The following is a 23,405-nucleotide window of genomic DNA, read 5'->3' as shown; positions in this document are numbered from 1 at the left end:
AGGACATGGGCGGCGAGCAGCGGAAGTTCGAACTGACCGGGCCGCAGATCGTGGGAAGCACCCTGGCCGCGGTGACCGCCGCGGTCGCGGCTTCCTACCTCGGGGTGACGGGCACCGTGATCGGCGCCGCCCTCGTGAGCGCCGCCACCACGGTGGGCAGCGCCGTCTACACGCACTACCTGAGGCGTACCGGCGAGAAGGTCAAGCGGCACACGGTGGCCGCCTGGCGCGAGCACGCCGCGGCGGACGTGGCGGACGGCGGGCCGTCCACGCTCCTCGTCGCGGCGGAACTCGCGGCAGAACCATCGCCACGCAGGAAGCTGCCCTGGGCCAGGGTGGCCGCCGCGGCCGCGCTGGTGTTCGCCGTCAGCATGGGCAGCATCCTGGCCTACCAGAGCCTGGCCGGCCAGACCGTGGCCGACCAGATCACCGGCACACCCCGGAAGAAGGCAGAGCGCGACAGACCACCGGTTCAGCGAGACAAGCACGCCGAGCCCGCCCCCCAGGCGCCACCGACACCATCGGCCACGGCTTCGGCCGCGGACCCGAGCCCGGCAACCTCCCCAAGCCCCACCCCGACGCCGCCCCCCACGCAGACACCGGCCGGCGAACCCGCCTCACCGCCTACGGCGGTGACCACGCCCGAGCCTGCCGGCTCGCCCTCTCCCGAGCAGAGCCGGAGCCTCCCCGAGGTGAGCGCCGACACCGCGCCGCCAGCGGAGGAGCCGCACCCCCGCAGGGGCCTCCTGCGCCTGCCCGCCGTGATCGTCGACCCGACAGATTCGTACGAACCCCGCCGCTGACCTGGCCTTCCAGGGCTTCGTACGGACCTCGCCGCTGACCTGGCCTTACAGCACCGGCAGGTAGCGGCCCAGCTCGAACTCGGTGACCTGGCGGCGGTAGTCGTTCCACTCCGAGCGCTTGTTGCGCAGGAAGAAGTCGAAGACGTGCTCGCCCAGCGTCTCGGCCACGAGCTCGCTCTGCTCCATGACCGCGATCGCGTCGTCGAGCGACTGCGGCAGCGGCCGGATGCCGAGGGCGCGGCGCTCGGCGCTGGTCAGCTTCCAGACGTTGTCCTCGGCGGCCGGCGGGAGCTCGTAGCCCTCCTCGATGCCCTTGAGGCCGGCCGCCAGGATGAGCGCGAAGGCGAGGTAGGGGTTGCAGGCCGAGTCGAGGGAGCGGAACTCGATGCGGGTCGAGCCGCCCTTGTGCGGCTTGTACATCGGCACCCGGACCAGGGCCGAGCGGTTGTTGTGGCCCCAGCACACGTAGGAGGGGGCCTCGCCGCCCTGGCCGGCGATCGCCTCGGCGCCGCCCCACAGCCGCTTGTAGGAGTTGACCCACTGGTTGGTGATCGCGGTGATCTCGGCGGCGTGCCGCAGCAGGCCCGCGATGAACGAGCGGCCGATCTTGGAGAGCTGGTAGTCGGCGCCGGCCTCGTAGAAGGCGTTACGGTCACCCTCGAACAGCGACATGTGCGTGTGCATGCCGGAGCCGGGGTGCTCGGTGAAGGGCTTGGGCATGAAGGACGCCCAGACGCCCTGCTCCAGCGCGACCTCCTTCATGACCAGGCGGAAGGTCATGATGTTGTCGGCGGTGGTGAGCGCGTCGGCGTAGCGCAGGTCGATCTCCTGCTGGCCGGGCGCGCCCTCGTGGTGGCTGTACTCGACCGAGATGCCCATCGACTCCAGCATCATGATCGCCTGGCGCCGGAAGTCGTGGCCGGAGCTGTGCGGCGTGTGGTCGAAGTAGCTGCCCGAGTCGATCGGCTCGGGGCGCTGGCCGGCCTCCGGGCGGTTCTTCAGCAGGAAGAACTCGATCTCCGGGTGGGTGTAGAAGGTGAACCCCATGTCGGCGCACTTGGCCAGGGTGCGCTTGAGCACCCAGCGCGGGTCGGCGTGCGACGGCGAGCCGTCGGGCATGAGGATGTCACAGAAGATCCGCCCGGCGCCGGGCGTCTCGCTGCGCCACGGCAGGATCTGGAAGGTCGACGGGTCCGGCTTGGCGAGCATGTCGGCCTCGTAGACACGCGCGAAGCCCTCGATGGCCGAGCCGTCGAAGCCCATGCCCTCGGCGAAGGCGCCTTCGAGTTCGGCGGGCGCGATGGCGACGGATTTGAGGAAACCGAGCACGTCGGTGAACCAAAGCCGGATGAACCGGATGTCGCGTTCCTCAAGTGTGCGGAGCACGAACTCCTGCTGGCGGTCCACGGCGTCCCCTCGTGACGACTGGTGCTGGTCTCGTATCAGCATGCCGTGTCCGTGTTTCGCACAGGTTACGGGGGGTGCCGGTGCGAGCCTCCCTGACAAAGGGCCCGTCCCCACTTACTGTGATCACGCAGTCAGTCTCGGGGGAGGCATTGGTGGCTATCGACCTGCTCAATCACAAGCTGGATCGGGCCTTCGACCACATCGACGCGAGCGGTAGGGGGGTCGTGGAGCGCGAGGACCTGCTGGGGCTGGGCGCGCGCATCCTGGTGGGCTTCGGAGAGTCGCCCACGTCGGTCACCGGCAGCAGCCTCGTCGACAGCTTCGACGGGATCTGGGCGGCGCTGTCCGGCACGCTCGGCGGCGACACGGACCTCGACATGTCGCGCGAGGACTTCCGCAAGGCCATGACGGCGGCCTTCGTCGAGGGCGGCCGGTACGACGCGGTGTTCCGGCCCGCCGTGGTGGCCGTGGCGGAGCTGTGCGACGGCGATCGGGACGGCCTGATCGGGCGGGGTGAGTTCCGGACGATGCTGGCCGCGTTCGGCACCGCCTACGACGACGTGGACGTGGCCTTCGACCGGCTGGACCGTACGGGCAGGGGGGTGTTGACCGTGGAGGAGGTGGTGCTGGCCGCCGAGGAGTTCTACGTCGGCGACGACCCCGCCGCCGTCGGCAACTGGCTTTACGGACCGCTGTGACTACCGCGGGGAGCACCACGGTGATCGCTTCCGTACGGTCCGCGCTGCGGTCCGTGCTGCACTGGAAGCCGCTGCTGCCGTTGCCGCGCAGGGGCGGCTCGGCGGCTCTGGCGCTGTTGCCGCTGACCGAGCGGGTGCCGGCGATGGCCGCGCCGTGCCGGATGCATCCGGCGGTCTACGCCATCGAGGCGGCGGTCATCGACTGGGCGCGCCGGACAGGGCTGCGGGCCGACCAGGGGGTCGGGTTCCACCGGATGGCGGGCCGGGCGTTCGCCGAGTTCGACGCGGCGGCGGCGGCGCTGTTCGCGCAGTGGCTGACCTGGCTGTTCCATCTGGACGACGAGCTGGACGAGGGGCCGTGCCCGCTGGAGGTGTTCCAGGGGATGCTGGAGGGCGCCTGCGACCATCCGCTGGAGGCGGCGTTCGCGGATCTGTGGCGGGTGACGAGCTCGCGGATGAGCGACGAGTGGCGGCGGCGGTTCGCGGTCAGCCTGCAGCGGCAGCACTACGCGTGCCGCACCGAGGCGGCCAACCGGGTGTCGGGCACGATCCCGACCCTGGCGGAGTATCCGTCGCTGCGCAGGGGGACGGTGGGCCCCTACCTCTACGACCTGGTCGAGCCGTGCCTGCGGGTGGAGGTGCCCGCCTGGGTGCACCGCTCGCAGCCGTGGCAGGAGCTGGTGAACTCCTGCAGTGACATCACCGCGTGGTGCAACGACGTGGCCTCGCGGCCCAAGGAGCGCGGGGACGCGCACAACCTCGTCGTGATCGCCAGGCACGAGCTGGGGCTGAGCGAGCGGGAGGCGGTGTCCTGGGTGCTCGACCGGATCGCCGAGCGCTGCCGTGACATGCAGCAGGCCGCCAGGCAACTGCCGCTGGACGATCTCGCGCCGCGTACGGCCAGAGACGTGAGCAAGGTCGCGTGCGCCTACCTGGCCGCGCCGCGCGCCCACCTGGACTGGCTGATGGAGTCAAGCCGCTACAGCTGAGCGGCCGTGCCGGCGAGGGCGTCGCCGGTCGGGGTGCGGCGGTAGACGACCTGTTTGCCGACGCGTATCCCGACCGTGAGCCCGCTGTCGCGCAGCACGCCGAGGTGCTGGCTGACCGCGCCGGGTGTGAGCGCCATCCGCCCGGCCAGCGCCGAGGTGGTGCTCGGCTCGGCGAGCGCGAGCAGGATCCTGGCCCTGCTGCCGCCGATGAGCGCGGCCAGCGCGCCGGGCGCGGGCGGTGGCCCCTGCTGCCAGAGGGTGCCGACGCCGAGCACCGGATAGACGAGCATCGCCTGGTACGGCGCGGTCATCACCGCGACCATCGGCCAGTAGAAGGCGGTCGGCACCAGGACGAGGCCGTCGCCGTTCAGGCCGCCCGAGGCGCAGTAGGGCCGGTCGACGAGCAGCCGCTCCCCCGTCCACCGCACGGCCGGGTCGAGCGAGGCGAACAGCTCGCGGGCGCCGCCCTGGGCGAGCTGCCGTGACCTGCGCAGCACGTCGCGCTCCAGCAGGCCGTAGACGCGCGGCCAGAACTCGGCGAAGCACGCCTCCCAGTAGGCCGCCAGCGCGTCGGCGACCCGGGCCACGCCGGCCGCCGGGTCGGCCCTGAACCGCTCGATGACCGCCGGATCGGCTCCCTGGACGCGCGCGGCCTCGTCGGCGGCCCGCTCGGGCGAGGTCCGCCGGACGCGGGCGAGCTCGGCGGCGAAGTCCGGCATCGGCGTGTCGGGCGGCGGGGTGAGGAAGTCGGCCAGGTAGCCGGTCGCGGGCACCAGCGCGAACAGCTCGGTCAGGTCGAGACCGGCCAGGCGGGGGCGCACGCACTTGATCCACGGCAGGTGGATCGCCTGCCTGGCCGGGTCCCGCAGCGTGCGCAGGCTGGCCACGAGCTCCCACATCGGGGAGAACGCGAACCGGATGCGGGCCACGTCCTCCGACTTCAGATCCCAGGTCACCACCACGGGATTTAGTGTGCGCTAAATCGTTCGCTTGGCAAACCGGGGCGTACGACCCTTGGCGGGTGACAAGTACCGGCGTCAAGCCGACCTTCCTCCGCTCCTCCTTCGGCGGCCTGCCCCGCCCCTTCTGGGCTCTGTGGGGCGGCACTTTGGTGAACCGCCTGGGCACCATGGTCATGCCGTTCACCGGCGTCTACCTGACCCAGGCCCGGGGACTCTCGATCGCCGCCGCCGGGCTGGTGATGGCGCTCTTCGGCGCGGGCTCGCTGGTGTCGCAGCTGCTCGCCGGGGTGCTGGCCGACCGGATCGGCCGCCGGGCGACACTGTCCGGCGGCATGCTCGCCACCGCCGCCGCGATGCTGGCGCTGGGCTACAGCACCACGCTGCCGGCGATCCTGGCCTCGATGTTCCTGCTCGGCCTGGTGGCCGACGCCTACCGGCCCGCCTCCAACGCGCTGGTCGCCGACCTGATCTCGCCGCAGGAGCGGCCGAGGGCGTACGGGCTGCTGTTCTGGGCGATCAACCTCGGCTACTCGGTGGGCATGACGGCGGGCGGATGGCTGGCGCAGGCCGGGTTCCTCTGGCTGTTCTGGGTGGACGCGGTGAGCTGTGTGGCGTTCGCCGTGCTGGTCTGGCGGGCGGTGCCGGAGACCAGGCCCATGGGGAAGAGCGAGGCGGGCGGGTTCGGGGTGGTGCTGCGCGACCGGGTGATGGTCGGCTTCACCCTGGTCATCCTGGGCAACGCGCTGCTGTACTCCCAGACGTTCACCACGCTGCCGATGGCGATGACGGAGGGGGTGGGCCTGACGACCGCGCAGTTCGGCCTGGCCATGGCGCTGAACGGGGTGCTGATCGTGATCGTGCAACCGCTGGCGTCCGGCTGGCTGGGCCGCAGGGACCCGGTCAGGACGCTGGCGCTGGGCATCGCGGTGATGAGCGCCGGGTTCGCGCTGACGGCCTTCGTCACCACCACGTTCTGGCTGGCTGTCACGATCGCGGTGTGGACGGCGGGTGAGGTCGTCACCGCCGGGATCGCGGGCACGATCCTGGCCAGGCTGGCGCCGCCGCACCTGCGCGGGCGGTACTCGGGGCTGTTCGGGTTCTCCTGGTCGGTCGCGGCGGTGCTGGCGCCGCTGCTCGGCGGCGGCCTGCTGGAGTTGGGCGGCCCGCGGGCGCTCTGGTTCACCACGGGCGGCATCGGGCTAGTCGCGACCGCGGGCATGCTGGCGCTGGGACCGGCGATCAGGCGTCGCTGACCGACCGCCGGCGAAGCCGTCGCGGACCGACCCTTGGAGAAGCCGTCGCGGACCGGCCCCCGGAGAAAGCAACCCCTGGATAAGTGCCCATTTACCAGGACATCGAATGGGCTCTACGCTTACGCCTACGATGTTGACCTTCACTGCTTTAGGACCGTTCCAGGCCTGGACCGACGGCGACCCTCTCGACCTCGGCGGCCAGCGTCAGCGGGCGGTGCTCGCCCGCCTGCTGGTCGCCGGCGGCCACGCCGTCCCGGTGAGCACGCTCATCGACGAGCTGTGGCCGGGCAACCCGCCGGCGCAGGCGCTGTCGACCATCCAGGGGTACGTCTCCCGGCTGCGCCGCGCGCTCGAACCCGACCGGGCGCCGCGCGAGGAGGCCACCGTGCTGGTCTCGGCCTCCCCCGGGTACGCCCTGCGCGCGCTGCCCGAGCAGGTGGACTCGTGGTGGTTCCAGAGCCTGGTCAAGACCGACGGGCCGGCGCCCGAGGTGTGGGCGGCCATGGAGAGCGCGCTGGCGCTCTGGCGGGGACCCGCGCTGGCGGAGTTCGCCGAGTTGCACTGGGCCGCGACGGAGGCGGCCAGGCTGGAGGAGCTGCGGCTGATCGCGGTGGAGCGCCGGGCGGACGCGGGCCTGGCCATGGGCAGGGCCACCGCGGTGGTGGCCGACCTGGAGGCGCACGCCGCCGGTCATCCGCTGCGGGAGGAGGCCTGGCGGCTGCTGGCCCTGGCGCTCTACCGGACGGGACGGCAGGGCGACGCGCTCGGCGCGCTGCGGCGGGCCCGGACCGCCTGGCGGGACGAGCTCGGGCTGGACCTGACGGACGCGCTGCGCCGCCTGGAGAGCGACATGCTGGCCCAGCGGGTACCGGAGCCGCCCGCCCTGCCCCGGCCGGCCGAGCCGGGCGCCGCCCCGCCCCGGCCGGGCGAGCCCGACGCCCCCGCCGGCCGGCCGTTGCGGGTGCTGGTGGCCGACGACCAGGCGCTGGTACGGGCCGGGCTGCAGGTCGTGCTGAGCGCCGAGCCGGGCCTGGAGCCGGCCGGGGAGGTGGCCAACGGCGAGGAGGCCATCGCGGCGGTCCGCACCGCCCGGCCGGACGTGGTGCTGCTCGACATCCAGATGCCGCACCTGGACGGCCTGGCCGCCGCGCGCCGCATCCTGGCCGACGAGGACCCGCCGAAAGTGATCATGATGACCACCTTCGGCAGCGACGAGAACCTGTACGCGGCCCTGCGCGCGGGCGTCAGCGGTTTCGTGCTCAAGACCTCGCCCCCCGAGCAGCTCGTGGCCGCGATCAGGGCCGCCGCGGCCGGGGACGCGCTCATCGACCCGGCCGTCACCACCCGCCTGATCTCCGGCTTCTCCGGGCGTACGGACCCGGAGTCGCCGCCGGCCCTGGCCGGGCTCTCGGACGCCCGGCTCGACCTGCTGAAACTGGTGGCGCGCGGGCTGACGAACCGGCAGATCGGACAGACCCTGTCCCTGCCCGAGCCGCAGGTGACCGAGGCGGTGCGGTCCCTGCTCGACCACCTCGGCCTGTTCGGCCGGGCGCAGCTCGTGGTGGCCGCCTACGAGTCCGGGCTGGTGACGCCCGGAACCGTCGCCACGAGATGAAGCCCCTTTTCGTCGCTTTGACGATAAAAACGGGTACGTACTAGGCTGTTTCTCGTGGCACAACTGCGCATTGCCCTGGCACAGACGAACCCGACCGTTGGCGACCTGGCCGGCAACGCCGACCGCCTGATCACCTGGACGCGTGCGGCCGCCGAGCGCGGCGCGCACCTCGTGGTGTTCACCGAGATGTTCCTCACCGGCTATCCCGTGGAAGACCTGGTGCTGCGCACCTCGTTCGTGGACGCGAGCATCGCGGCCCTCGACGAGGTGGCCGTCAGGCTCCAGCGCGAAGGACTCGGCGAGCTGCCCGTGGTCGTCGGCTACGTCGACCGGGCCAACCGCGCCCCCCGGGTCGGCCAGCCCAAGGGCGCCCCGCTCGACGCCGCCGCCGTGCTCCACCAGGGCCGGGTGGTCACCCGCACCGCCAAGCACCACCTGCCCAACTACGGCGTCTTCGATGAATACCGCTACTTCGTCCGCGGCGACCGGCTGCCGATCTTCCGGCTGCACGGGGTGGACGTGGCGATCGCGGTCTGCGAGGACCTCTGGCAGGAGGGCGGCCCGGTCTCCGTCGTAGGCCAGGCGGGCGCGGGGCTGCTCGTCGTGCCGAACGCTTCGCCGTACGAGAAGGAGAAGGACGACGTCCGGCTGGAGCTGTGCGCGCGCAGGGCGCGCGAGGCCGGGTGCGCGCTCGTCTACGTCAACCAGGTCAGCGGGCAGGACGAGCTGGTCTTCGACGGCGACTCCCTCGTGGTGGACGCCTCGGGCGAGCTGGTCGCGCGAGCCGCCCAGTTCCGGGAGGAGCTGCTCGTCGCCGACCTCGACCTGCCGGTCTCCACCGCCGCGACAGGGACGTTCCCGTACGACGCGGGCGACGGGTCCACCATCACCGTCGAACGGCTCGTGCTGTCGCAGGACCCCGTCGCGCCGTACCCGCCGGAGCCCGCGCGCGTGGCCGAGCCGCTGAGCACGCAGGCCGAGGTCTACGCGGCGCTGGTGCTCGCGGTCCGCGACTACGTCGCGAAGAACGGCTTCCGGTCGGTGATCCTGGGGCTGTCCGGCGGCATCGACTCGGCGCTCACCGCGACCATCGCCGCCGACGCCATCGGCCCGTCCCGGGTGCACGTCGTGCTGATGCCCTCGCGCTATTCCTCCGCGCACTCCCTGGCCGACGCCGAAGAGCTGGTCCGCAGGCAGGGGCTGACCTCCCAGGTGGTGCCGATCGCCGACATCGTCACCGCCTTCGAGAAGGAGGTCGGCCTGTCCGGCCTCGCGGCCGAGAACCTCCAGGCGAGGGTACGCGGCATGATCCTCATGGGGCTGTCCAACGAGCACGGCCATCTGGTGCTCACCACCGGCAACAAGAGCGAGCTGGCGACCGGCTACTCCACCCTCTACGGCGACTCCGCCGGCGGCTTCGCGCCCATCAAGGACGTGCCGAAGATCATGGTGTGGGAGCTGTCCCGCTGGCGGAACGCGCACACCGATCCGATGTTCCTGCTGGAGGCGGAGCGGCCGATCCCGGAGAATTCCATCACCAAGGAGCCGAGCGCCGAGCTGCGCCCCGACCAGCGCGACACCGACTCACTGCCGCCCTACGAGGTGCTGGACCGGCTGCTCGACGACTACGTGGAGAAGGACATGGGCTCGCGCGAGCTCATCGCCGCCGGGCACGATCCTGAGCTGGTGACGCGGGTGATCGGCCTGGTGGACCGGGCCGAGTACAAGCGCCGGCAGTATCCGCCGGGCCCGAAGATCACCCCCAAGAACTTCGGCCGGGACCGCCGCCTGCCCATCACCAACCGCTGGCGCGAGACGGCCCCCTAGCAGCCCCTAGCAGCCCGAGGGCTCACTCGGAGTCGAGGGCGGCGCGCACATCCGTGTGGATGAAGTCCTTGCCCTTGAACAGCAAGGACTCCTGAGACTCCTGGGCGAGAGCGTAGGCGAAGCAGTCGCCGAAGTTGAGCCCAGCGGGATGACCGCTGCCCTTGCCGAAGTCGCGATAGGCGGCGCGGGCCATGCGGGCCTGGACCTCCGTGACCGGGACCACGGCGATCTCAGCGGTGCTGATGAGCTCGTCGAAGCGACGGCTGGCGATCGGATCACGGCTCCCGTCGATGACGACCGCCGCTTCCAGAAAGTTGGCGGCGGACATGCGACGGACGCCGGCGTCCGCGATGGCCTCGGCAAAGGTGAGCGCATCCGGTTCAGAGCGAAGGATGGCGATGATCGCCGAGGTGTCAATGATCATCGGGGAAGTCCGTTCTCATCGTAGAGAAGCTCTCCATGGTCAGCGGAACGGAATGGCTCGACCAGGCGTGGAGCCGTGTCCCTGCCGATGGCGAGCAGCCGGTCCGCCAAGCCGGCGCTTCGAAGGTGCCGGACCCGTTCGAGTCGTTCGCGGACGGCGGCCGTCACGGCTGCCGTCTGGCTCTCCCCGGTCAGGCTCGCAAGCTCCTGAACGAGCCTGTGCGTCTCAGGATTCTTGATGTTCAGACTCACAATGTCCACCTTTCTACCCAGCCAGGGAACCATTCTACCTTCTGGTTCAGGCATAGAGGAAGGCCCTGCCGCTCAGCCGACAGGGCCAGCAGATCTCCCTGCCCAAAGGTGTGGTCGGTTGCCCCGAGAAGGGTGGCTTGTCACCTTCTGTTCACTGGTCCTTGGCCATCGCTCACGTACCGTCAGAGAGTGAGCGATCACGATGCGCCGTCCGCCCTGGCTCGCGCCGCCGCCGGAGCCCTGTTCTTCGACGAGGGGGACCGCGTGATGCTGGTGCGGCCCACGTACAAGCCGGACATGGACATTCCCGGCGGGTTCGTCGAGCCGGGCGAGACGCCCTACCAGGCGTGCGTGCGCGAGGTGCGGGAGGAGCTCGGCATCCGGCCGCCGATCGGGCGGCTGCTCGTGGCCGACTGGGCGCCGCATCCGGCCAAGGGCGACCTGATCCTGTTCGTGTTCGACGGCGACGTGCTCGGGCCGGAGACGCTCGCGCGGATCACGTTCGCCGACCACGAGCTCAGCGCCTACGACTTCCACCCGGTGGACGAGCTGGACGAGATGCTGATCGACCGGCTCGCCCGCCGGGTCAAGGCCGCCGCCCTCGCCCGCGACCTGGGCGAGACCGTCTACCTGGAACACGGCCGGCCGATCCTGGGCAAAGTCGTCTGAGACCGCCGCCCGCCTGGCGCTGCCGGGACCCGGCCCGCCTGGCGGGACCCGGCCCGCGCCCGCCCGGCGGGCGCCGGACCCGGTCCGAGTCCGCCGGGCGGGCTCAGGCGGCCAGGCCGGCGAGGACCTGGTCGACGAGGCGCTCGGCCAGGTCCGCCGGCAGCTCGCCGGCGGGACCCCACTTTCCGTACCAGAGCATGGCGCCCGACAGCAGCGCCATCCCCATCTCCACGTCCAGGTCGGACTTGAGCTCGCCGGTGGCGACGCCGCGCGCGATCGTCTCGCGCATGGCCGTCCGCCGCGGCTCTATCGCCCGCTTGAAGAAGCGCTCGGTGAGCCGCGGGTTGCGGTCGGCCTCGCTCATCGCGACGTTCATCACGCACCGGGCTCGGGTGCTGTTGCCCGACTCCCGGCGCATCACGTCCATCAGGGCGATCAGGTCGTCGCGCACCGACTCTCCGGCGAGCGGCGGAAGCGGCGCCTTGAGCGTGGCGAGCGCGTCGACGACGAGGTCCTCCTTGTTGGACCAGCGCCGGTAGATGGTCGTCTTGCCGACGCCCGCCCTCGACGCGATGGCCTCGATGGACAGCTCGGAGACGCCCATGCCCTCGGCGATCAGGTCGAGGGTCGCCTCGATGATCGCGCGCTCGGCCTTCTCGCTGCGTGGACGGCCTGCCGGACGGGCCGTCACCGGTTGCTGGGTGGTCATCGCGGTCTCACACTACCGCTGGTTCTTTCTGCTCCGTCTCCACCACCGAAGGCGGCTTACCGGGCATCCACCTGGCGACGACCGCGACACCGACCAGCGCGATGGCGGCCGACACCAGCGCGGTGACGTGCATGCCGTGCAGGAACGCCGCGTAGGCGGGCTGCATGATGGCCTCCCCGCGCTCGCCGAGCGCCCTGGCGACCTCGACGGTCCCCATGATCGACTCACCGCCCACGTGCTGGGCGGCGGCCGGCAGGCCCTGCAGGGACGGCGCGATCTCACCCCGGTAGGTGGACGACAGCACCGAGCCGAGCACGGCGACGCCGAGCGCCCCGGCGACCTGCCGGACGGTGTTGCTCATGGCCGAGCCGACGCCGGCCTTCTCGCTGGGCAGCGCCTCCATGATGGCCGTGGTGGCCGGCGGCATGATGTTGGCCATGGCCGCGCCCTGCACGAAGAAGATGATCTCCAGCACCACGATCGGGGTGTTCTGGTCGAGCAAGGCGTAGCTGCCCAGCACCAGCGCGATCACCGTCAGGCTGACCGTGGCCGACAGCTTGGCCCCGAACCGCTCGTTCACCCGCTGGCTGAGCGGCGAGAAGATGAGCTGCGCCGCGGCGAACGGGATCAGTAGCGCCCCCGCCTGCACCGCGCTGAAGTCCAGCACGATCTGCAGGTAGAAGGTCAGGAAGAACATCGCGCCCATCATGGCGAAGAAGACGATGCCCATCATGCCGATGGCCGAGCTGAACCGGACGTTGCTGAAGTAGCGGACGTCGAAGACGGGGTTGTCGATGCGCCGCTCCCACCAGACGAACACCGCGAGCACGGCCACCCCGAACAGCGTGGGCACCAGCACTTCGGCGGAGCCGAAGCTGCCCAGCTCGCCGCCCCTGATGATGCCGTAGACGACGGCGACCAGGCCGACGATGGACAGCAGCACGCCGATGGGGTCGAGCTTCGACGGCTTGGGGTCGCGCGACTCGGGCACGATGGTCGCGATGAGCACCACGCTGATCAGCACGATCGGCACGTTGATCAGGAAGACCGAGCCCCACCAGAAATACTCGAGCAGCAGGCCGCCGGTGATCGGCCCGATCGCGACGGCCAGACCCACGCCGCCCGCCCAGAACCCGATGGCCTTGCCCCGCTCGCCGGGCGGGAAGACGTTGGAGATGATGGCCAGCGTCGCGGGCATGATCGCCGCGCCGCCGATGCCCATCGCCGCCCTGGCCAGGATCAACTGGGTCGGATCCTGCGCGTAGGCGCTGGCCAGTGAGGCCAGGCCGAACAGCACCATGCCGATGAAGAGCATGCGCTTACGGCCGGTGCGGTCGCCGATCACGCCGAAAGTGAACAGCAGTCCGGCGAACACCAGGGTGTAGGAGTTGATCGCCCACTCAAGCTCGCTCTGGGTCGCCCCCAGCCCGAGGTCCGGGTCGGCGATGGTCTTCATCGCCACGTTCAGAATCGTGTTGTCGAGCACGACCGCCAGCAGGCTGAACACCAGCACGCCGAGGATCGCCCAGCGGCGTGGATGCCCTGTGTTGGGGTTCAATGCGGCACCTCAATTTCGATACGATCAAGTTTCGCTACGCAACCGTATCGCAAGGTATTTCGATACGCAACGGTCCCGTTTCGTAATGTGGGTCACACTCGCTCAGCGGGCCGCCAGCGTCTCGCGCGGCTTCGGATCGTCACTGACCACCGCGGCGGGCGGCCGCGGCGGGCGACGCCAGAACGGCAGCGCGACCAGCACGATCGCGATCCCGATCAGCCCCGCCACGGCGAACGCCCAGCCGGCCCCGTGGGCGTCGATGATCGCGCCGGCGATGGGCGCGGACGAGGCCCCGCCGATCAGCAGGGCGGTGCCGTGCAGGCCCATGGCCTCTCCCCTGGCCCCGGCGGGCACCTTGCCGCTGAGCGCCTCGACGGTGGACGACAGCGCCGGGGCGCACAGCAGGCCCGACGGCAGCAGCGCCAGCACCAGCCACCACCACTGGCCCGACAACAGCCCCACGGGCACGGTGAGCAGGGCCATGCTCGCGACGAGCACCAGCGGCGAGAACCCGCGCGACAACCCGCCGTAGATGAAACCGCCGGCCAGGGAGAAGCCGCACCAGATGCCGACGGCCAGCCCGATCCACCCGGTCTGCCCCGAGGTCTGCATGGTGGCGACCATCGCGAGCTCGGTGGCGGTGAGCACGAAGGTGGCGGCGGCCACGGTGCCGAGCAGCGCGAGCAGGCCGGGCGTGAGCCACTGCCGCCGCGACACCTTCGCCCCGGGCGCCGCCAGCTCCGCTGCCGACCTGACCGGCGGGTTGAGCAGCAGCAGCGCCAGGCCGGACCCGGTCAGCCCGATCGCGATGACGGCCATCGTCGGCCCGCTGCCGAACGTGATCATCCCGAACACCGCCAGCGCCGGCCCCGTCATGTAGGAGAGCTCGACGAACATCGAGTCGAGCGAGAAGGCCGTGCGGCGCTGCTCCAGCGGCACCATGGCGGCCAGGCACTGCCTGATCACGCTGAACACCGGCAGCCCCAGCAGCCCTGCCACCGCCGCCGCGGCGACCAGCGCGGGGAACGGCAGCGCCCAGGCGGTCGCCCAGAACACGGCCTGCGCCGCCGTGGTGACGGCCAGGACCGGGCGCAGGCCGTAACGGTCGACGAACCGTCCCGACAGCGGGGCTCCGACGGCCAGGCCGATCGTGCTCGCCATCGTGACCAGCCCGGCCATGACGTAACCGAGGTCGAGGGACTCGACGGCGTGCAGCGTCAGCGCCATCCCGATCGCCGTGACGGGGACGCGGGCCAGCACGCCGACCACCAGCAGCACGCCGACACCAGGGAGCCGGAACAGACGCCGGTAAGGTTCGATAGCCATTTTTATTGCTTACCTCCTTGCCTATTGTGGCAACCCGCACCGACACTTTCGCCACCCGTTTTCCGCCGTGGCATCATCGGGAGGAGTCCGGGGACGCCGCTGGGGCGCCTCGAGACGTTTCTGGAGGCTGTCTCAATGTCTTCATCGACCTCAATGTCTTCATCGACCCTGTACGGCGGCGTCTCCGGTCGCCGCGTCACCGTGCGCGACCTCGCCGCGGCCAAGCAGCGCGGAGAGCGGTGGCCCATGGTCACCGCCTACGACGCGATGACGGCCCGCGCGTTCGACCAGGCGGGCATCCCGGTCCTGCTGGTGGGCGACTCGGCCGCGATGGTCGTCTACGGCCACGACTCCACGCTGCCCGTCACCGTCGACGAGCTGCTGTCGCTGACCGCGGCCGTGGTGCGCGGCTCCTCGCGCGCCCTCGTGGTGGCCGACCTGCCGTTCGGCTCCTACCAGTCCTCGCCGGGGCAGGCGCTGGAGTCGGCGGCCCGCTTCATGAAGGAAGCGGGCGCCCACGCGGTCAAGCTGGAGGGCGGGCGGCGCATCCTGCCCCAGGTCGAAGCCCTGGTGTCGGCGGGTGTCCCGGTGATGGCGCACCTCGGGCTGACGCCGCAGTCGGTCAACGTGCTCGGCGGCTACCGCGTCCAGGGGCGCGGCGAGGACGGCGAGGAGCTCATGGCCGACGCCAAGGACCTGGAGCGGGCCGGCGCCTTCTCCGTGGTCCTCGAATGCGTGCCCGCCGACCTGGCCGCACGGGTGACCACGTCGCTGACCATCCCCACCGTCGGCATCGGCGCGGGCCCCGGCACGGACGCCCAGGTGCTGGTCTGGCAGGACCTCATGGGCCTCACGCCGCGCCCGGCCGCCTTCGTCAAGCAGTACGCCGACCTGGCCGGCGACCTGGACCGCGCCGCCCGCGCCTTCGCCGACGACGTGATCAGCGGCGCCTTCCCCGCCCCCGAACACACCTACCGCTGACCTCCGCCCCGGCCTCCCCGCTCAAGGGAGGCCGGAGTGAGGGCTAGCCCCGGCCGTGGGCCAGGGTGGCGGGGTCGGTGTTGGCGCCGCAGACCAGCACCGCGACCCGCTCGCCGGGCTCGGGGACGTACACACCTGCCAGCAGCGCCGCGTACGCGGTCGCGCCCGCGTACTCGGCGACCAGGTGGTGCTCCTCCCAGAGGGTACGGCGCGCTGCCACGATGGCGTCGTCCGTGACGAGCACGCTCTGCGCGCCGGCCCGGGAGAGGATGCCGTAGGCCAGGTCGCCGAGCTGGGTGGCGCCGAGCGCGTCGGCCGCGATCCCGCCCACCTCGACGGGCACCGGCTCACCGGCCTTGAGCGCCTCGTGCAGCGTCGGGATCCGCTCAGGCTCCACAGCGACGAGCTTGGGCCGCCCGGCGGTGCCCGACGGGCCGCCGAGGATGCCGGAGCCCACCGCCACGCCGGCCGCGAAGCCGCCGCCGCCGACCGCCACGACGATGGTGTCCACGCCGCCCGTCTGGGCCATCAACTCCAGCCCGGTGGTGCCCTGACCCGCCACCACCTCCGGCTGGTCGTAGGCGTGCACCTTGAGCGCGCCCGTCTCGGCCGCGCGTTTGGCCGCCGCCTCCGCCGCCTCGGAGTAGATGGTCCCGGTCTGGGTGACCTGGGCGCCGAGCGCGCGCAGCCCGGCCAGCTTCACCGGGCTCGTCACCTCCGGCACGAAGATCTCCGCCCGGACGCCGAGCGCGCGGGCGGCGTAGGCGACGGCGAGCCCATGGTTACCGCCGCTGGCCGCGATCACACCGGCTTCCGGGAGCTCCCCCGCCGACAGGATGCGGTTGAACGCCCCCCGCACTTTGAACGATCCCGAGTGCTGGAGCTGCTCCAGCTTGAGAAACCGCCCCGGTGCGCTTTCGAGCACGGGTGTGCGCAGCACGTGCCCGCCGATGCGCTCGGCCGCACTCACCACGTCCTCGTATGACACCGTCATCACCAATTGCTCCTTCGATCGTCCGCTCGGGCTCCCTCAGTCCTACGCCAGCGCCTGTTCGAAGTCGGCCCACAGGTCCTCGGCGTGCTCGATGCCGACGGCGACCCGCACCGTACCCTCGCTGATCCCGTGCTTGGCCAGCTCGGCGGCGCTCAGCGCGCGGTGCGAGGTGGTGGCCGGCTGCAGGATGAGCGTCTCGACACCGCCCAGCGAGGGAGCCAGCAGCGCCAGCCGTACCGAACTCATGAACTTCTCCCCCGCCGCGCGCCCGCCGGCCAGGTCGAAGGCGAACACGCCGCCGAAGTCCGGCAGCAGTTTGCCCGCGAGCTCGTACGACGGGTGCGTCGGCAGGCCGGGCCAGTGCACGGCCGCCACCGCGGGGTGGTCGGCGAGGCGGGTGGCGAGCAGCCGGGCGTTGGCGCAGTGCCGCTCCATCCGCAGCGGCAGCGTCTGCAGGCCGCGCAGGGTGAGCCAGGCGGCGAACGGGTCCGCCGACGCGCCGAGGCTGATGGCGAAGTGCCACACCTTCTTGTAGAGCGCGTCGTCGGCGAAGACGGCCATGCCGCCGACGACGTCGGTGTGCCCGGACAGATACTTGGTGGTGGAGTGGATGACGATGTCGGCGCCGTGCTCGATCGGGCGGCAGAGCATGGGCGTGGCGAAGGTGTTGTCCACCACCGAGACGAGGCCGAGCTCGCGCGCCACCGCGAACATCCCCGGCAGGTCGGCGACCTGGCACATCGGGTTGGCGATGGTCTCCAGGTAGACGAGCCTGGTCTCGGGGCGCACCGCGGCGCGCAGGGCGGCAGGGTCGTCCTCGGGCACGTAGCTGACGGTGACGCCGAACCGGCCGGCCAGCTCGTTGATCATGGCGGCGGTCCCGCCGTACAGGGCCTGCTGCGCGATGAAGTGGTCGCCCGGCTTGAGCAGGCCGAGCAGCACGATGTTGACGGCGCCCATGCCGGATCCGGTGGCGATGGCGCCACTGCCGCCCTCCAGGCCGGAGATCGCCTGTTCGAGGGAGCGGACGGTGGGGTTGGTGTATCTGCCGTAGACGAACGGGCCGTCCGGGCTGCCCATCGCGTTCGCCATCACCTCGGGGTCGTCGAAGACGAAGCCGGAGGTCTGATAGATGGGCACGGCGATCGGGCGGCTGCCCTCGATGATCGGCTGAGGCAGGTGGACAGCCCTCGTCTCGGGGCGGTAATCGGTCATAACAGTAAGAATGTCCGTGAAAGCGGACCTAAAGCAGATCCAATCAGGCAAAATTGGTTCATGAATGAGGCCAATGCCGATGACGTGGTCGACCGGCTGGGCCGCTGGGCGTCCGGTCGCGGGCCGCTCTACCTGCTGCTCGCCGCCCGGCTGCGGGCCCTCATCGACGACGGCGTGCTGCCTCCCGGCCTCCCGCTGCCGCCGGACCGGACGCTGGCCGGGCGGCTGGCGGTCGGCCGGGGCACCGTGGTGGCCGCCTACGACCTGCTGCAGCAGCAGGGCCGCGTGGTGCGCCGCCAGGGCAGCGGCACCCGGGTGGCCGCGCTGGACCTGCCCGCCACCCGCAGCACCGACGGGGTCGAGGCCAACCCGCTGCTCCTGCACATCCTGCATCCCCCGGACGGGGTGCGGCTGCTGACCTGCGCCGCGCCGGACGAGCCGCCGCCCGAGCTCGCCCAGGCGTACGCGGAGGCGATCGAACACCTGCCCGGCATGCGCGATCTGGGCTACCAGCCCGCCGGGAACCCGGCGCTGCTCGCGGCCGTGGCCGCCTACTACTGTGACCGCGGCCTGCCCACGACCACGCGGGAGATCATCGTGACGACCGGCGCGCAGCAGGCGCTCACGCTGCTCGCCGGTCTGCTGGTGTCGCCCGGCGACACGGTGCTGACCGAGTCGCCGACGTACCCGGGGGCGATCGAGGTGTTCCGGCACGCCGCCGCGGTCGTCCGCCCCATGACCGTGGACCCGCCCGGCCTGGCCGCCGCGCCGCGTGAGCGGCCCACGCTGGTCTACACGGTGCCGACCGCGCGCAACCCCACCGGCTCGGTCATGGACGCGGGCACCCGCAGGCGCCTGGCCGCGTTCGCCGCCGAGCACGACGTGCCGCTGATCGAGGACGAGGTCTGCGCCGAGCTGTGCTTCGACGGCCGGACCCCCGCTCCCGTCGCCGCCTACGCCCGTGGCGAGCAGGTCATCACGATCTCCTCGCTGAGCAAGGCGGTGTGGGGCGGGCTGCGGATCGGCTGGATCCGCGCCTCCGCGCCGCTGATCTCCCGGCTGGCCCGGCTGCGCGCCGTACACGATCTGGGCGGTGAGGTGGTCGGCCAACTCGCCGCCGCCGCGCTGCTGGCGCGGCTGGAGGACATCCGGCGGGCGCGCGTACGCACGCTGCGCGCCCGCCACGACCACCTGTGCGCCGAGTTGCGCGCCCACCTGCCGTCGTGGTCGTTCGAGCCCGCCCAGGGCGGTCAGACGATCTGGGTACGGCTGCCGCGCGGCGAGGCCGGCTCCTTCGCGCAGGTGGCGCTGCGGCATGGGGTCGCGGTGCCGCCCGGCAGGTCGTTCGACCCGCTCGGCGGCCATGAGGACCACCTGCGGCTGCACTTCCTGCTCCCCCGGGCCGAGCTCTCGCAGGCGGTACGCGCGCTGGCCGCCGCCTGGCGGGCCTACGACGGGACCGAACGCCCCGCCTCCCGCCACACCCTCATCGTCTGATCCGCCTGACGCCTGGACGAGGCGGGCAAGGACCCCTGTGCGGGGTGGGAAAGGCGCGCCGCTCTGCCGTGAGCTGACATGGCCGTGGGGCGGGCGCGGGGTGCGGCAGAGTTGGGCGTATGACGTTCGTGCTCGTACACAGTCCCAGCGTGGGGCCGGCGACGTGGGCGCCGGTGGCGGCGGCGCTGGAGCGCAGGGGGCACGCGGCCGTGGTGCCCGACCTGACCGGGGTGACGGCCGGCGGCGGCCCCTTCTGGCCGAGGGTGGTGGAGGCGGTGCGCGCGGCCGCGCCCGAGACGCCCCTGGTGCTGGTCGCGCACAGCAACGCGGGGCTGTTCCTGCCGGTGGTCAAAGAGGGGCTGGGCGAGCGGGTGGTGGCGTGCGTGTTCGCCGACGCGCACCTGCCACCGGCGAGCGGGCTGGTGCGGGCCGGGCAGGAGGCCTTCCTGCCGTTCCTGCGCGAGCTGGCCGGCCCGGACGGGGTGCTGCCGCGCTGGACGGACTGGTGGGGCGAGGAGGACGTCGCGCCCATGTTCCCCGCCGACGCGGCCGTGCGGGAGCGGGTCGTGGCGGAGCAGCCGCGGCTGCCGCTCGGCTTCTACACCGAGCCGATCCCGGTGCCCGCCGGCTGGGACGCCGTCAGATGCTCGTTCCTCTGGTACGGCCCGCCGTACGACACGGTGGCCGAGGAGGCGCGGCGGCGCGGCTGGCCGGTGCTGCGCACGCCCGGGAGGCATCTGCACCAGATCGTGGATCCCGAGGGGGTTACCGACGCCCTGCGGAAACTGTCGCGGAAGTCGTGAATTCTTCACTGCCGTCCGGAGCGCGCCGCCGACATAGTCGCAGGCATGACAGCGATTCGGGTCCACGACCTCAGGAAGAGCTACGGAGACTTCGCCGCCTTGAAGGGCATCTCGTTCGAGGTGCCCGCCGGTGAGATCTTCGCGCTGCTCGGCAGGAACGGCGCGGGCAAGACCACGGCGGTGGAACTGCTCGGGGGCTTCCAGCGGCCCGACGGCGGGACCGTACGGGTGCACGACCTCGACCCGGTCGCCGATCGCGCCGCCGTACGGGAGCGGAGCGGCATCATGCTGCAGGAGGCCGGCTTCTTCCCCGACCTGACCGTGGCGCAGACCGTCGACACGTGGCGCGACTTCACCGCCGCGCCCCGCCCGCGCGGGGAGGCGCTGGAGCTGGCCGGTCTGGCCGCGAAGGCGGGCACGAAGGTGCGCCAGCTCTCCGGCGGCGAGAAGCGGCGCCTCGATCTGGCGCTGGCCCTGCTGGGCGGCCCGGACGTGCTCTTCCTGGACGAGCCGACCACCGGCATGGACGCCGAGGGGCGCCGTGACACCTGGGAGGTGGTGCGCGGCCTGGCCGCGCAGGGCACCACGATCCTGCTCACCACGCACTACCTGGAGGAGGCGCAGCGACTGGCCGCCTCGATGGCGATCCTGGACGAGGGCGAGATCGTCGCGGCCGGTGGGATGGCGGAGACGCTCGCCGCCCGCGGCGGCCGGGTGGCGTTCCGGCTGCCCGAAGGCGTGCGCCCGGCGGACCTGCCACTGCCGGTCACGTTGGAGGGCGAGATCGCCGTCTGCCGGGCCGACGACCCGGACCTGGCCGCGCAGACGCTGCTGACCTGGGCCGCCGGGCGCGGCCTGCGGCTGACGGGCCTGGAGGTCCGCGCGGCCACCCTCGAAGACCTCTTCCTCGACCTGACCAGGAGCGCCCGATGAGCGTCGCCGCCACCTACCGGCTCGGCACCCGCCTGTTCTGGCGGGACCGCACCATGCTGTTCGCCTCGGTCGTCACCCCCGTGGGGCTGGCCGTCGGGCTGCCGGTGCTCATGCGCAACGTCCGGCCCGGCCAGATCGCCGAGGTCGCCCAGCTCTTCCACGGCATGCTGGCCGTCCTGCTGGCGATCACCGCGTTCATGAACATCGTCGTCGCCCTGACGAGCCGCCGCGACCAACTGGTGCTCAAGCGGCTGCGCACCACCCGGCTGACCGACGCGCAGATCCTGGCCGGCCAGATCGCCAGCACGGTGACGCAGACCGTGGGCCTGATCCTGCTGTCCATGGTGGCCGTGCGGTTCCTCGCCGACGTGCCGTTCCCGCCGGACCCGCTGCTGTTCGGCGCCGCCATCGTCGCGGGCTCCGCCGTGCTGGCCCTGCTCGGCGCCGCCTACACGGCCGCGATCCCGCGCGCCGAGCTGGCCGCCGCCTACACCATGCCCATCTTCCTGATGGCCGGGGTCGGCGCGGGCGCGATGGGACCGATCCCGCTGCCTTCGTTCGTACGGACCGCGCTGGACCTGCTGCCGACCGCGGCCGTGGTGGACGCCGTCTCCACCGGCGCCGTGCTCCGGCCCGTCCTGAACCTCGCCGCCTGGGCGATGATCGGCGCCGTGGCCCTGAGGCTGTGGTTCCGGTGGGAACCCCGACGGTCATAATCGAGCCGTGACCTCCACCTTCGCACGGCGCCTGGCGACCGGCCTCATCACCGGCGTGGCCATCACCTATTCGCTGCCGGGGCTGGTCTACGTCTTCATGGGCCCGATGTACGGCCTGGTGGCCTGCCTCGCGATGCTCGGGGTCGTCTCGCTGCACTACCTGAACATGCGGGCCGGGCTGCGAGGTGAGCGGCCCCCGCTGTTCCCGCTCACCCTGATAGGGCAGGCCGTCGTCACCTACCTGCCCGACTTCCTGCTGCCCACCGGCTACTCCGCGCTGGCCGCGCCCATGCTGGCCGGAGCGGTGCTGGTGCTGCTGCCGCTGCGCTGGGGCGCCGCCGCGGTGGCCCTGATGGTCGCCTACGAGGGCGTGGCCCTGTTCGTCGGCCTGCCCGCCATAGTGATCACGCTCTTCTACGCCTCCTCGGTGCCCATCACCGGCGCGCTGACCTACGCGCTGGTCCGCCTCGTCCGCGTCTCCGCCGACCTTGAGGAGGCCAGGGCCGAGCTGGCGGAGGCGGCGGTGCTCAAGGAGCGGCTGCGCATCTCCCGCGACCTGCACGACGGCCTGGGCCGTAGTCTCACCGCCATCGCGCTCAAGGGCGACCTGGCCTCCCGGCTGCTGGATCGCGACCCGGACGTGGCCCGGGGCGAGGTGGCCGAGCTGGTCAAGGTGGCCAGGGAGGCGGCCCAGGACGTACGGCAGGTGGCGCGCGGCTACCGCGAGCTGACGCTGTCCGGCGAGGTGAACCGGGCCGTGGCGCTGCTGGAGTCGTCCGGTGTGAGCTGCCAGGCCCACCTCACCGACGCCCGGCTGCCGAAACGCTCGGACGAGACGCTGGCCTGGGCGGTGCGTGAGGCGGTCACCAACGTCCTGCGGCACAGCCTGGCCACCACGTGCACGATCACCACGTCGGCGGACGCGGGACGGCTGCGCCTGGAGGTGGCCAACGACGGCGTCACCGGTGAGCGCGCCCCGGCCGGCGGCGGCCTCACCAGCCTGGCCGAGCGCGCGGGCCAGGCCGGCGGCACCCTCACCGCCACCCCCGACGGGACCGGCTTCCTGCTGGCCGTGGAGGTCCCGGCATGAGACCGGACGGTGGTCGTACCGGCACGGAGGTGGACGGCGGAGGTCCGCGCATGAGACCGGACGGCGGTCGTACAGCATGATCAGGGTGCTGCTCGCGGAGGACATGCACATGATCCGGGCCGCTCTCACGGCTCTGCTGCGGCTGGAGCCGGATCTCGACGTGGTCGCCGAGGTCACGCGGGGTGACGAGATCGTGCCCGCCGCGCTGGCGGCCCGCCCCGACGTGGCGGTCCTGGACATCGACCTGCCGGTCGTGGACGGCATCACCGCCGCCGCCTCGCTGCGTGAGCGGCTGCCGTCGTGCCGGGTCCTGGTGCTCACGGCGCTGGGGCAGCCGGGTCAGGTGCGGCGCGCGCTCGCGGCCGGCATCGAGGCGTTCCTGGTCAAGGACGCGCCCGGCGACCAGCTGGCGGACGCCATCAGGCGCACCGCGGCGGGCCTGCGCGTGCTGGACGCCGAGCTGGTGTCCTCGGCGATGGAGTACGGCGAGAGCCCGCTGACGCCGCGCGAGTCGAGCGTGCTGAAGGAGGCGGCAAGAGGCTCCTCCGCGGAGGAGACCGCCTCCCGCCTGCACCTGTCGCCCGGCACCGTGCGCAACTATCTGACGGCCGCGATCACCAAGACCGGCGCCCGGAACAAGATCGACGCCATCCGCATCGCCGAGGACGCGGGCTGGCTCTGACGA

General features: G+C 72.1%; 23 protein-coding genes. 14 read left to right on the top strand and 9 right to left on the bottom strand.

Features of this window, described 5'->3' with window-relative positions; translation table 11 throughout:
* Positions 1 to 5: 5 nt before the first annotated feature.
* Positions 6 to 803: a hypothetical protein gene (locus tag IEY87_RS35640; protein ID WP_189143239.1), complete on the top strand. Its 798-nt coding sequence runs from the start codon at positions 6 to 8 to the stop codon at positions 801 to 803.
* A 45-nt stretch (positions 804 to 848) separates the two neighbouring features.
* Here IEY87_RS35640 and glnA read toward each other — a convergent pair whose 3' ends face one another.
* Positions 849 to 2,210, bottom strand: a complete 1,362-nt coding sequence (gene glnA / locus IEY87_RS35635; RefSeq protein WP_189143385.1) for a type I glutamate--ammonia ligase — start codon at positions 2,208 to 2,210, stop codon at positions 849 to 851.
* A 152-nt stretch (positions 2,211 to 2,362) separates the two neighbouring features.
* Here glnA and IEY87_RS35630 point away from each other — a divergent pair, with 152 nt between their 5' ends.
* Both IEY87_RS35630 and IEY87_RS35625 read left to right on the top strand, forming a co-directional pair.
* Positions 2,363 to 2,908, top strand: coding sequence for an EF-hand domain-containing protein (locus IEY87_RS35630; RefSeq protein ID WP_189143238.1), 546 nt, complete (start codon positions 2,363 to 2,365; stop codon positions 2,906 to 2,908).
* 20 nt (positions 2,909 to 2,928) lie between these two features.
* Positions 2,929 to 3,897: a terpene synthase family protein gene (locus IEY87_RS35625; RefSeq protein WP_225277977.1), complete on the top strand. Its 969-nt coding sequence runs from the start codon at positions 2,929 to 2,931 to the stop codon at positions 3,895 to 3,897.
* On the opposite strand, the gene IEY87_RS35620 is transcribed toward IEY87_RS35625, so the two are convergent.
* The gene (locus IEY87_RS35620; protein ID WP_189143237.1) at positions 3,888 to 4,859 is read right to left on the bottom strand and encodes an ArsR/SmtB family transcription factor; all 972 of its coding nucleotides are present in this window, start codon (positions 4,857 to 4,859) and stop codon (positions 3,888 to 3,890) included. The two genes, IEY87_RS35625 and IEY87_RS35620, sit on opposite strands and share 10 nt — an antisense overlap.
* 59 nt (positions 4,860 to 4,918) lie before the next feature.
* Here IEY87_RS35620 and IEY87_RS35615 point away from each other — a divergent pair, with 59 nt between their 5' ends.
* The 3 genes from IEY87_RS35615 to IEY87_RS35605 all read left to right on the top strand — a co-directional run bounded on the left by IEY87_RS35615 (position 4,919) and on the right by IEY87_RS35605 (position 9,554).
* The gene (locus tag IEY87_RS35615) at positions 4,919 to 6,112 is read left to right on the top strand and encodes an MDR family MFS transporter (protein ID WP_189143236.1); all 1,194 of its coding nucleotides are present in this window, start codon (positions 4,919 to 4,921) and stop codon (positions 6,110 to 6,112) included.
* A 130-nt stretch (positions 6,113 to 6,242) separates the two neighbouring features.
* Entirely contained in the window at positions 6,243 to 7,727 is a 1,485-nt protein-coding gene (locus IEY87_RS35610) for a BTAD domain-containing putative transcriptional regulator (protein WP_189143235.1), read from the top strand.
* A gap of 54 nt (positions 7,728 to 7,781) precedes the next feature.
* Complete coding sequence (locus IEY87_RS35605; RefSeq protein ID WP_189143234.1) at positions 7,782 to 9,554, top strand: NAD+ synthase; 1,773 nt, start codon at positions 7,782 to 7,784, stop codon at positions 9,552 to 9,554.
* A gap of 22 nt (positions 9,555 to 9,576) precedes the next feature.
* Here IEY87_RS35605 and IEY87_RS35600 read toward each other — a convergent pair whose 3' ends face one another.
* Positions 9,577 to 9,978 (bottom strand): type II toxin-antitoxin system VapC family toxin, encoded by a 402-nt coding sequence (locus tag IEY87_RS35600; RefSeq protein ID WP_189143233.1) that lies wholly within the window; start codon positions 9,976 to 9,978, stop codon positions 9,577 to 9,579.
* Entirely contained in the window at positions 9,975 to 10,262 is a 288-nt protein-coding gene (locus IEY87_RS35595; protein ID WP_225277978.1) for a type II toxin-antitoxin system VapB family antitoxin, read from the bottom strand. The genes IEY87_RS35600 and IEY87_RS35595 overlap by 4 nt, the downstream gene beginning before the upstream one ends.
* A 156-nt stretch (positions 10,263 to 10,418) precedes the next feature.
* On the opposite strand from IEY87_RS35595, the gene IEY87_RS35590 reads away from it, so the two are divergent.
* Entirely contained in the window at positions 10,419 to 10,898 is a 480-nt protein-coding gene (locus tag IEY87_RS35590; RefSeq protein WP_225277979.1) for an NUDIX domain-containing protein, read from the top strand.
* Between the two features lie 103 nt (positions 10,899 to 11,001).
* On the opposite strand, the gene IEY87_RS35585 is transcribed toward IEY87_RS35590, so the two are convergent.
* The 3 genes from IEY87_RS35585 to IEY87_RS35575 all read right to left on the bottom strand — a co-directional run bounded on the left by IEY87_RS35585 (position 11,002) and on the right by IEY87_RS35575 (position 14,491).
* Complete coding sequence (locus tag IEY87_RS35585) at positions 11,002 to 11,607, bottom strand: TetR/AcrR family transcriptional regulator (RefSeq protein WP_189143232.1); 606 nt, start codon at positions 11,605 to 11,607, stop codon at positions 11,002 to 11,004.
* Positions 11,608 to 11,614: 7 nt separating this feature from the next.
* A complete protein-coding gene (locus tag IEY87_RS35580) occupies positions 11,615 to 13,165 on the bottom strand; it encodes an MFS transporter (protein ID WP_189143231.1) in 1,551 nt (516 codons plus the stop codon).
* 102 nt (positions 13,166 to 13,267) lie between these two features.
* A complete protein-coding gene (locus IEY87_RS35575) occupies positions 13,268 to 14,491 on the bottom strand; it encodes an MFS transporter (protein ID WP_189143230.1) in 1,224 nt (407 codons plus the stop codon).
* 135 nt (positions 14,492 to 14,626) lie between these two features.
* Here IEY87_RS35575 and panB point away from each other — a divergent pair, with 135 nt between their 5' ends.
* Positions 14,627 to 15,472 (top strand): 3-methyl-2-oxobutanoate hydroxymethyltransferase, encoded by an 846-nt coding sequence (panB, locus tag IEY87_RS35570; protein WP_189143229.1) that lies wholly within the window; start codon positions 14,627 to 14,629, stop codon positions 15,470 to 15,472.
* Positions 15,473 to 15,515: 43 nt separating this feature from the next.
* Here panB and IEY87_RS35565 read toward each other — a convergent pair whose 3' ends face one another.
* Both IEY87_RS35565 and IEY87_RS35560 read right to left on the bottom strand, forming a co-directional pair.
* Positions 15,516 to 16,466 (bottom strand): threonine/serine dehydratase, encoded by a 951-nt coding sequence (locus tag IEY87_RS35565; RefSeq protein WP_189143381.1) that lies wholly within the window; start codon positions 16,464 to 16,466, stop codon positions 15,516 to 15,518.
* Positions 16,467 to 16,508: 42 nt separating this feature from the next.
* Positions 16,509 to 17,681, bottom strand: a complete 1,173-nt coding sequence (locus IEY87_RS35560) for a trans-sulfuration enzyme family protein (protein ID WP_189143228.1) — start codon at positions 17,679 to 17,681, stop codon at positions 16,509 to 16,511.
* 60 nt (positions 17,682 to 17,741) lie between these two features.
* Between IEY87_RS35560 and IEY87_RS35555 the strand changes: the two genes are divergently transcribed.
* The 6 genes from IEY87_RS35555 (at position 17,742) to IEY87_RS35530 (ending at position 23,402) form a co-directional block, all read left to right on the top strand.
* Positions 17,742 to 19,178, top strand: coding sequence for an aminotransferase-like domain-containing protein (locus IEY87_RS35555; protein ID WP_189143227.1), 1,437 nt, complete (start codon positions 17,742 to 17,744; stop codon positions 19,176 to 19,178).
* Positions 19,179 to 19,297: 119 nt separating this feature from the next.
* Complete coding sequence (locus tag IEY87_RS35550; RefSeq protein ID WP_189143226.1) at positions 19,298 to 19,981, top strand: alpha/beta hydrolase family protein; 684 nt, start codon at positions 19,298 to 19,300, stop codon at positions 19,979 to 19,981.
* 45 nt (positions 19,982 to 20,026) lie between these two features.
* Positions 20,027 to 20,914 carry an ABC transporter ATP-binding protein gene (locus IEY87_RS35545; protein WP_189143225.1) on the top strand — a complete coding sequence of 296 codons (888 nt, stop codon included), beginning with the start codon at positions 20,027 to 20,029 and terminating at the stop codon, positions 20,912 to 20,914.
* Positions 20,911 to 21,630, top strand: coding sequence for an ABC transporter permease (locus tag IEY87_RS35540; protein WP_189143224.1), 720 nt, complete (start codon positions 20,911 to 20,913; stop codon positions 21,628 to 21,630). The genes IEY87_RS35545 and IEY87_RS35540 overlap by 4 nt, the downstream gene beginning before the upstream one ends.
* A 7-nt stretch (positions 21,631 to 21,637) precedes the next feature.
* Complete coding sequence (locus IEY87_RS35535) at positions 21,638 to 22,720, top strand: sensor histidine kinase (protein ID WP_189143223.1); 1,083 nt, start codon at positions 21,638 to 21,640, stop codon at positions 22,718 to 22,720.
* Between the two features lie 76 nt (positions 22,721 to 22,796).
* On the top strand, positions 22,797 to 23,402 hold the full coding sequence (locus IEY87_RS35530) for a response regulator transcription factor (RefSeq protein WP_189143222.1): 606 nt from the start codon (positions 22,797 to 22,799) through the stop codon (positions 23,400 to 23,402).
* The last annotated feature ends 3 nt before the right edge of the window (positions 23,403 to 23,405 follow it).

Source organism: Nonomuraea glycinis, assembly GCF_014646515.1.
GTDB classification, from domain to species: Bacteria; Actinomycetota; Actinomycetes; order Streptosporangiales; family Streptosporangiaceae; genus Nonomuraea; species Nonomuraea glycinis.
Note: the sequence above shows the minus strand (reverse complement) of the source record. Positions and strands in the feature narration are given on the sequence as shown.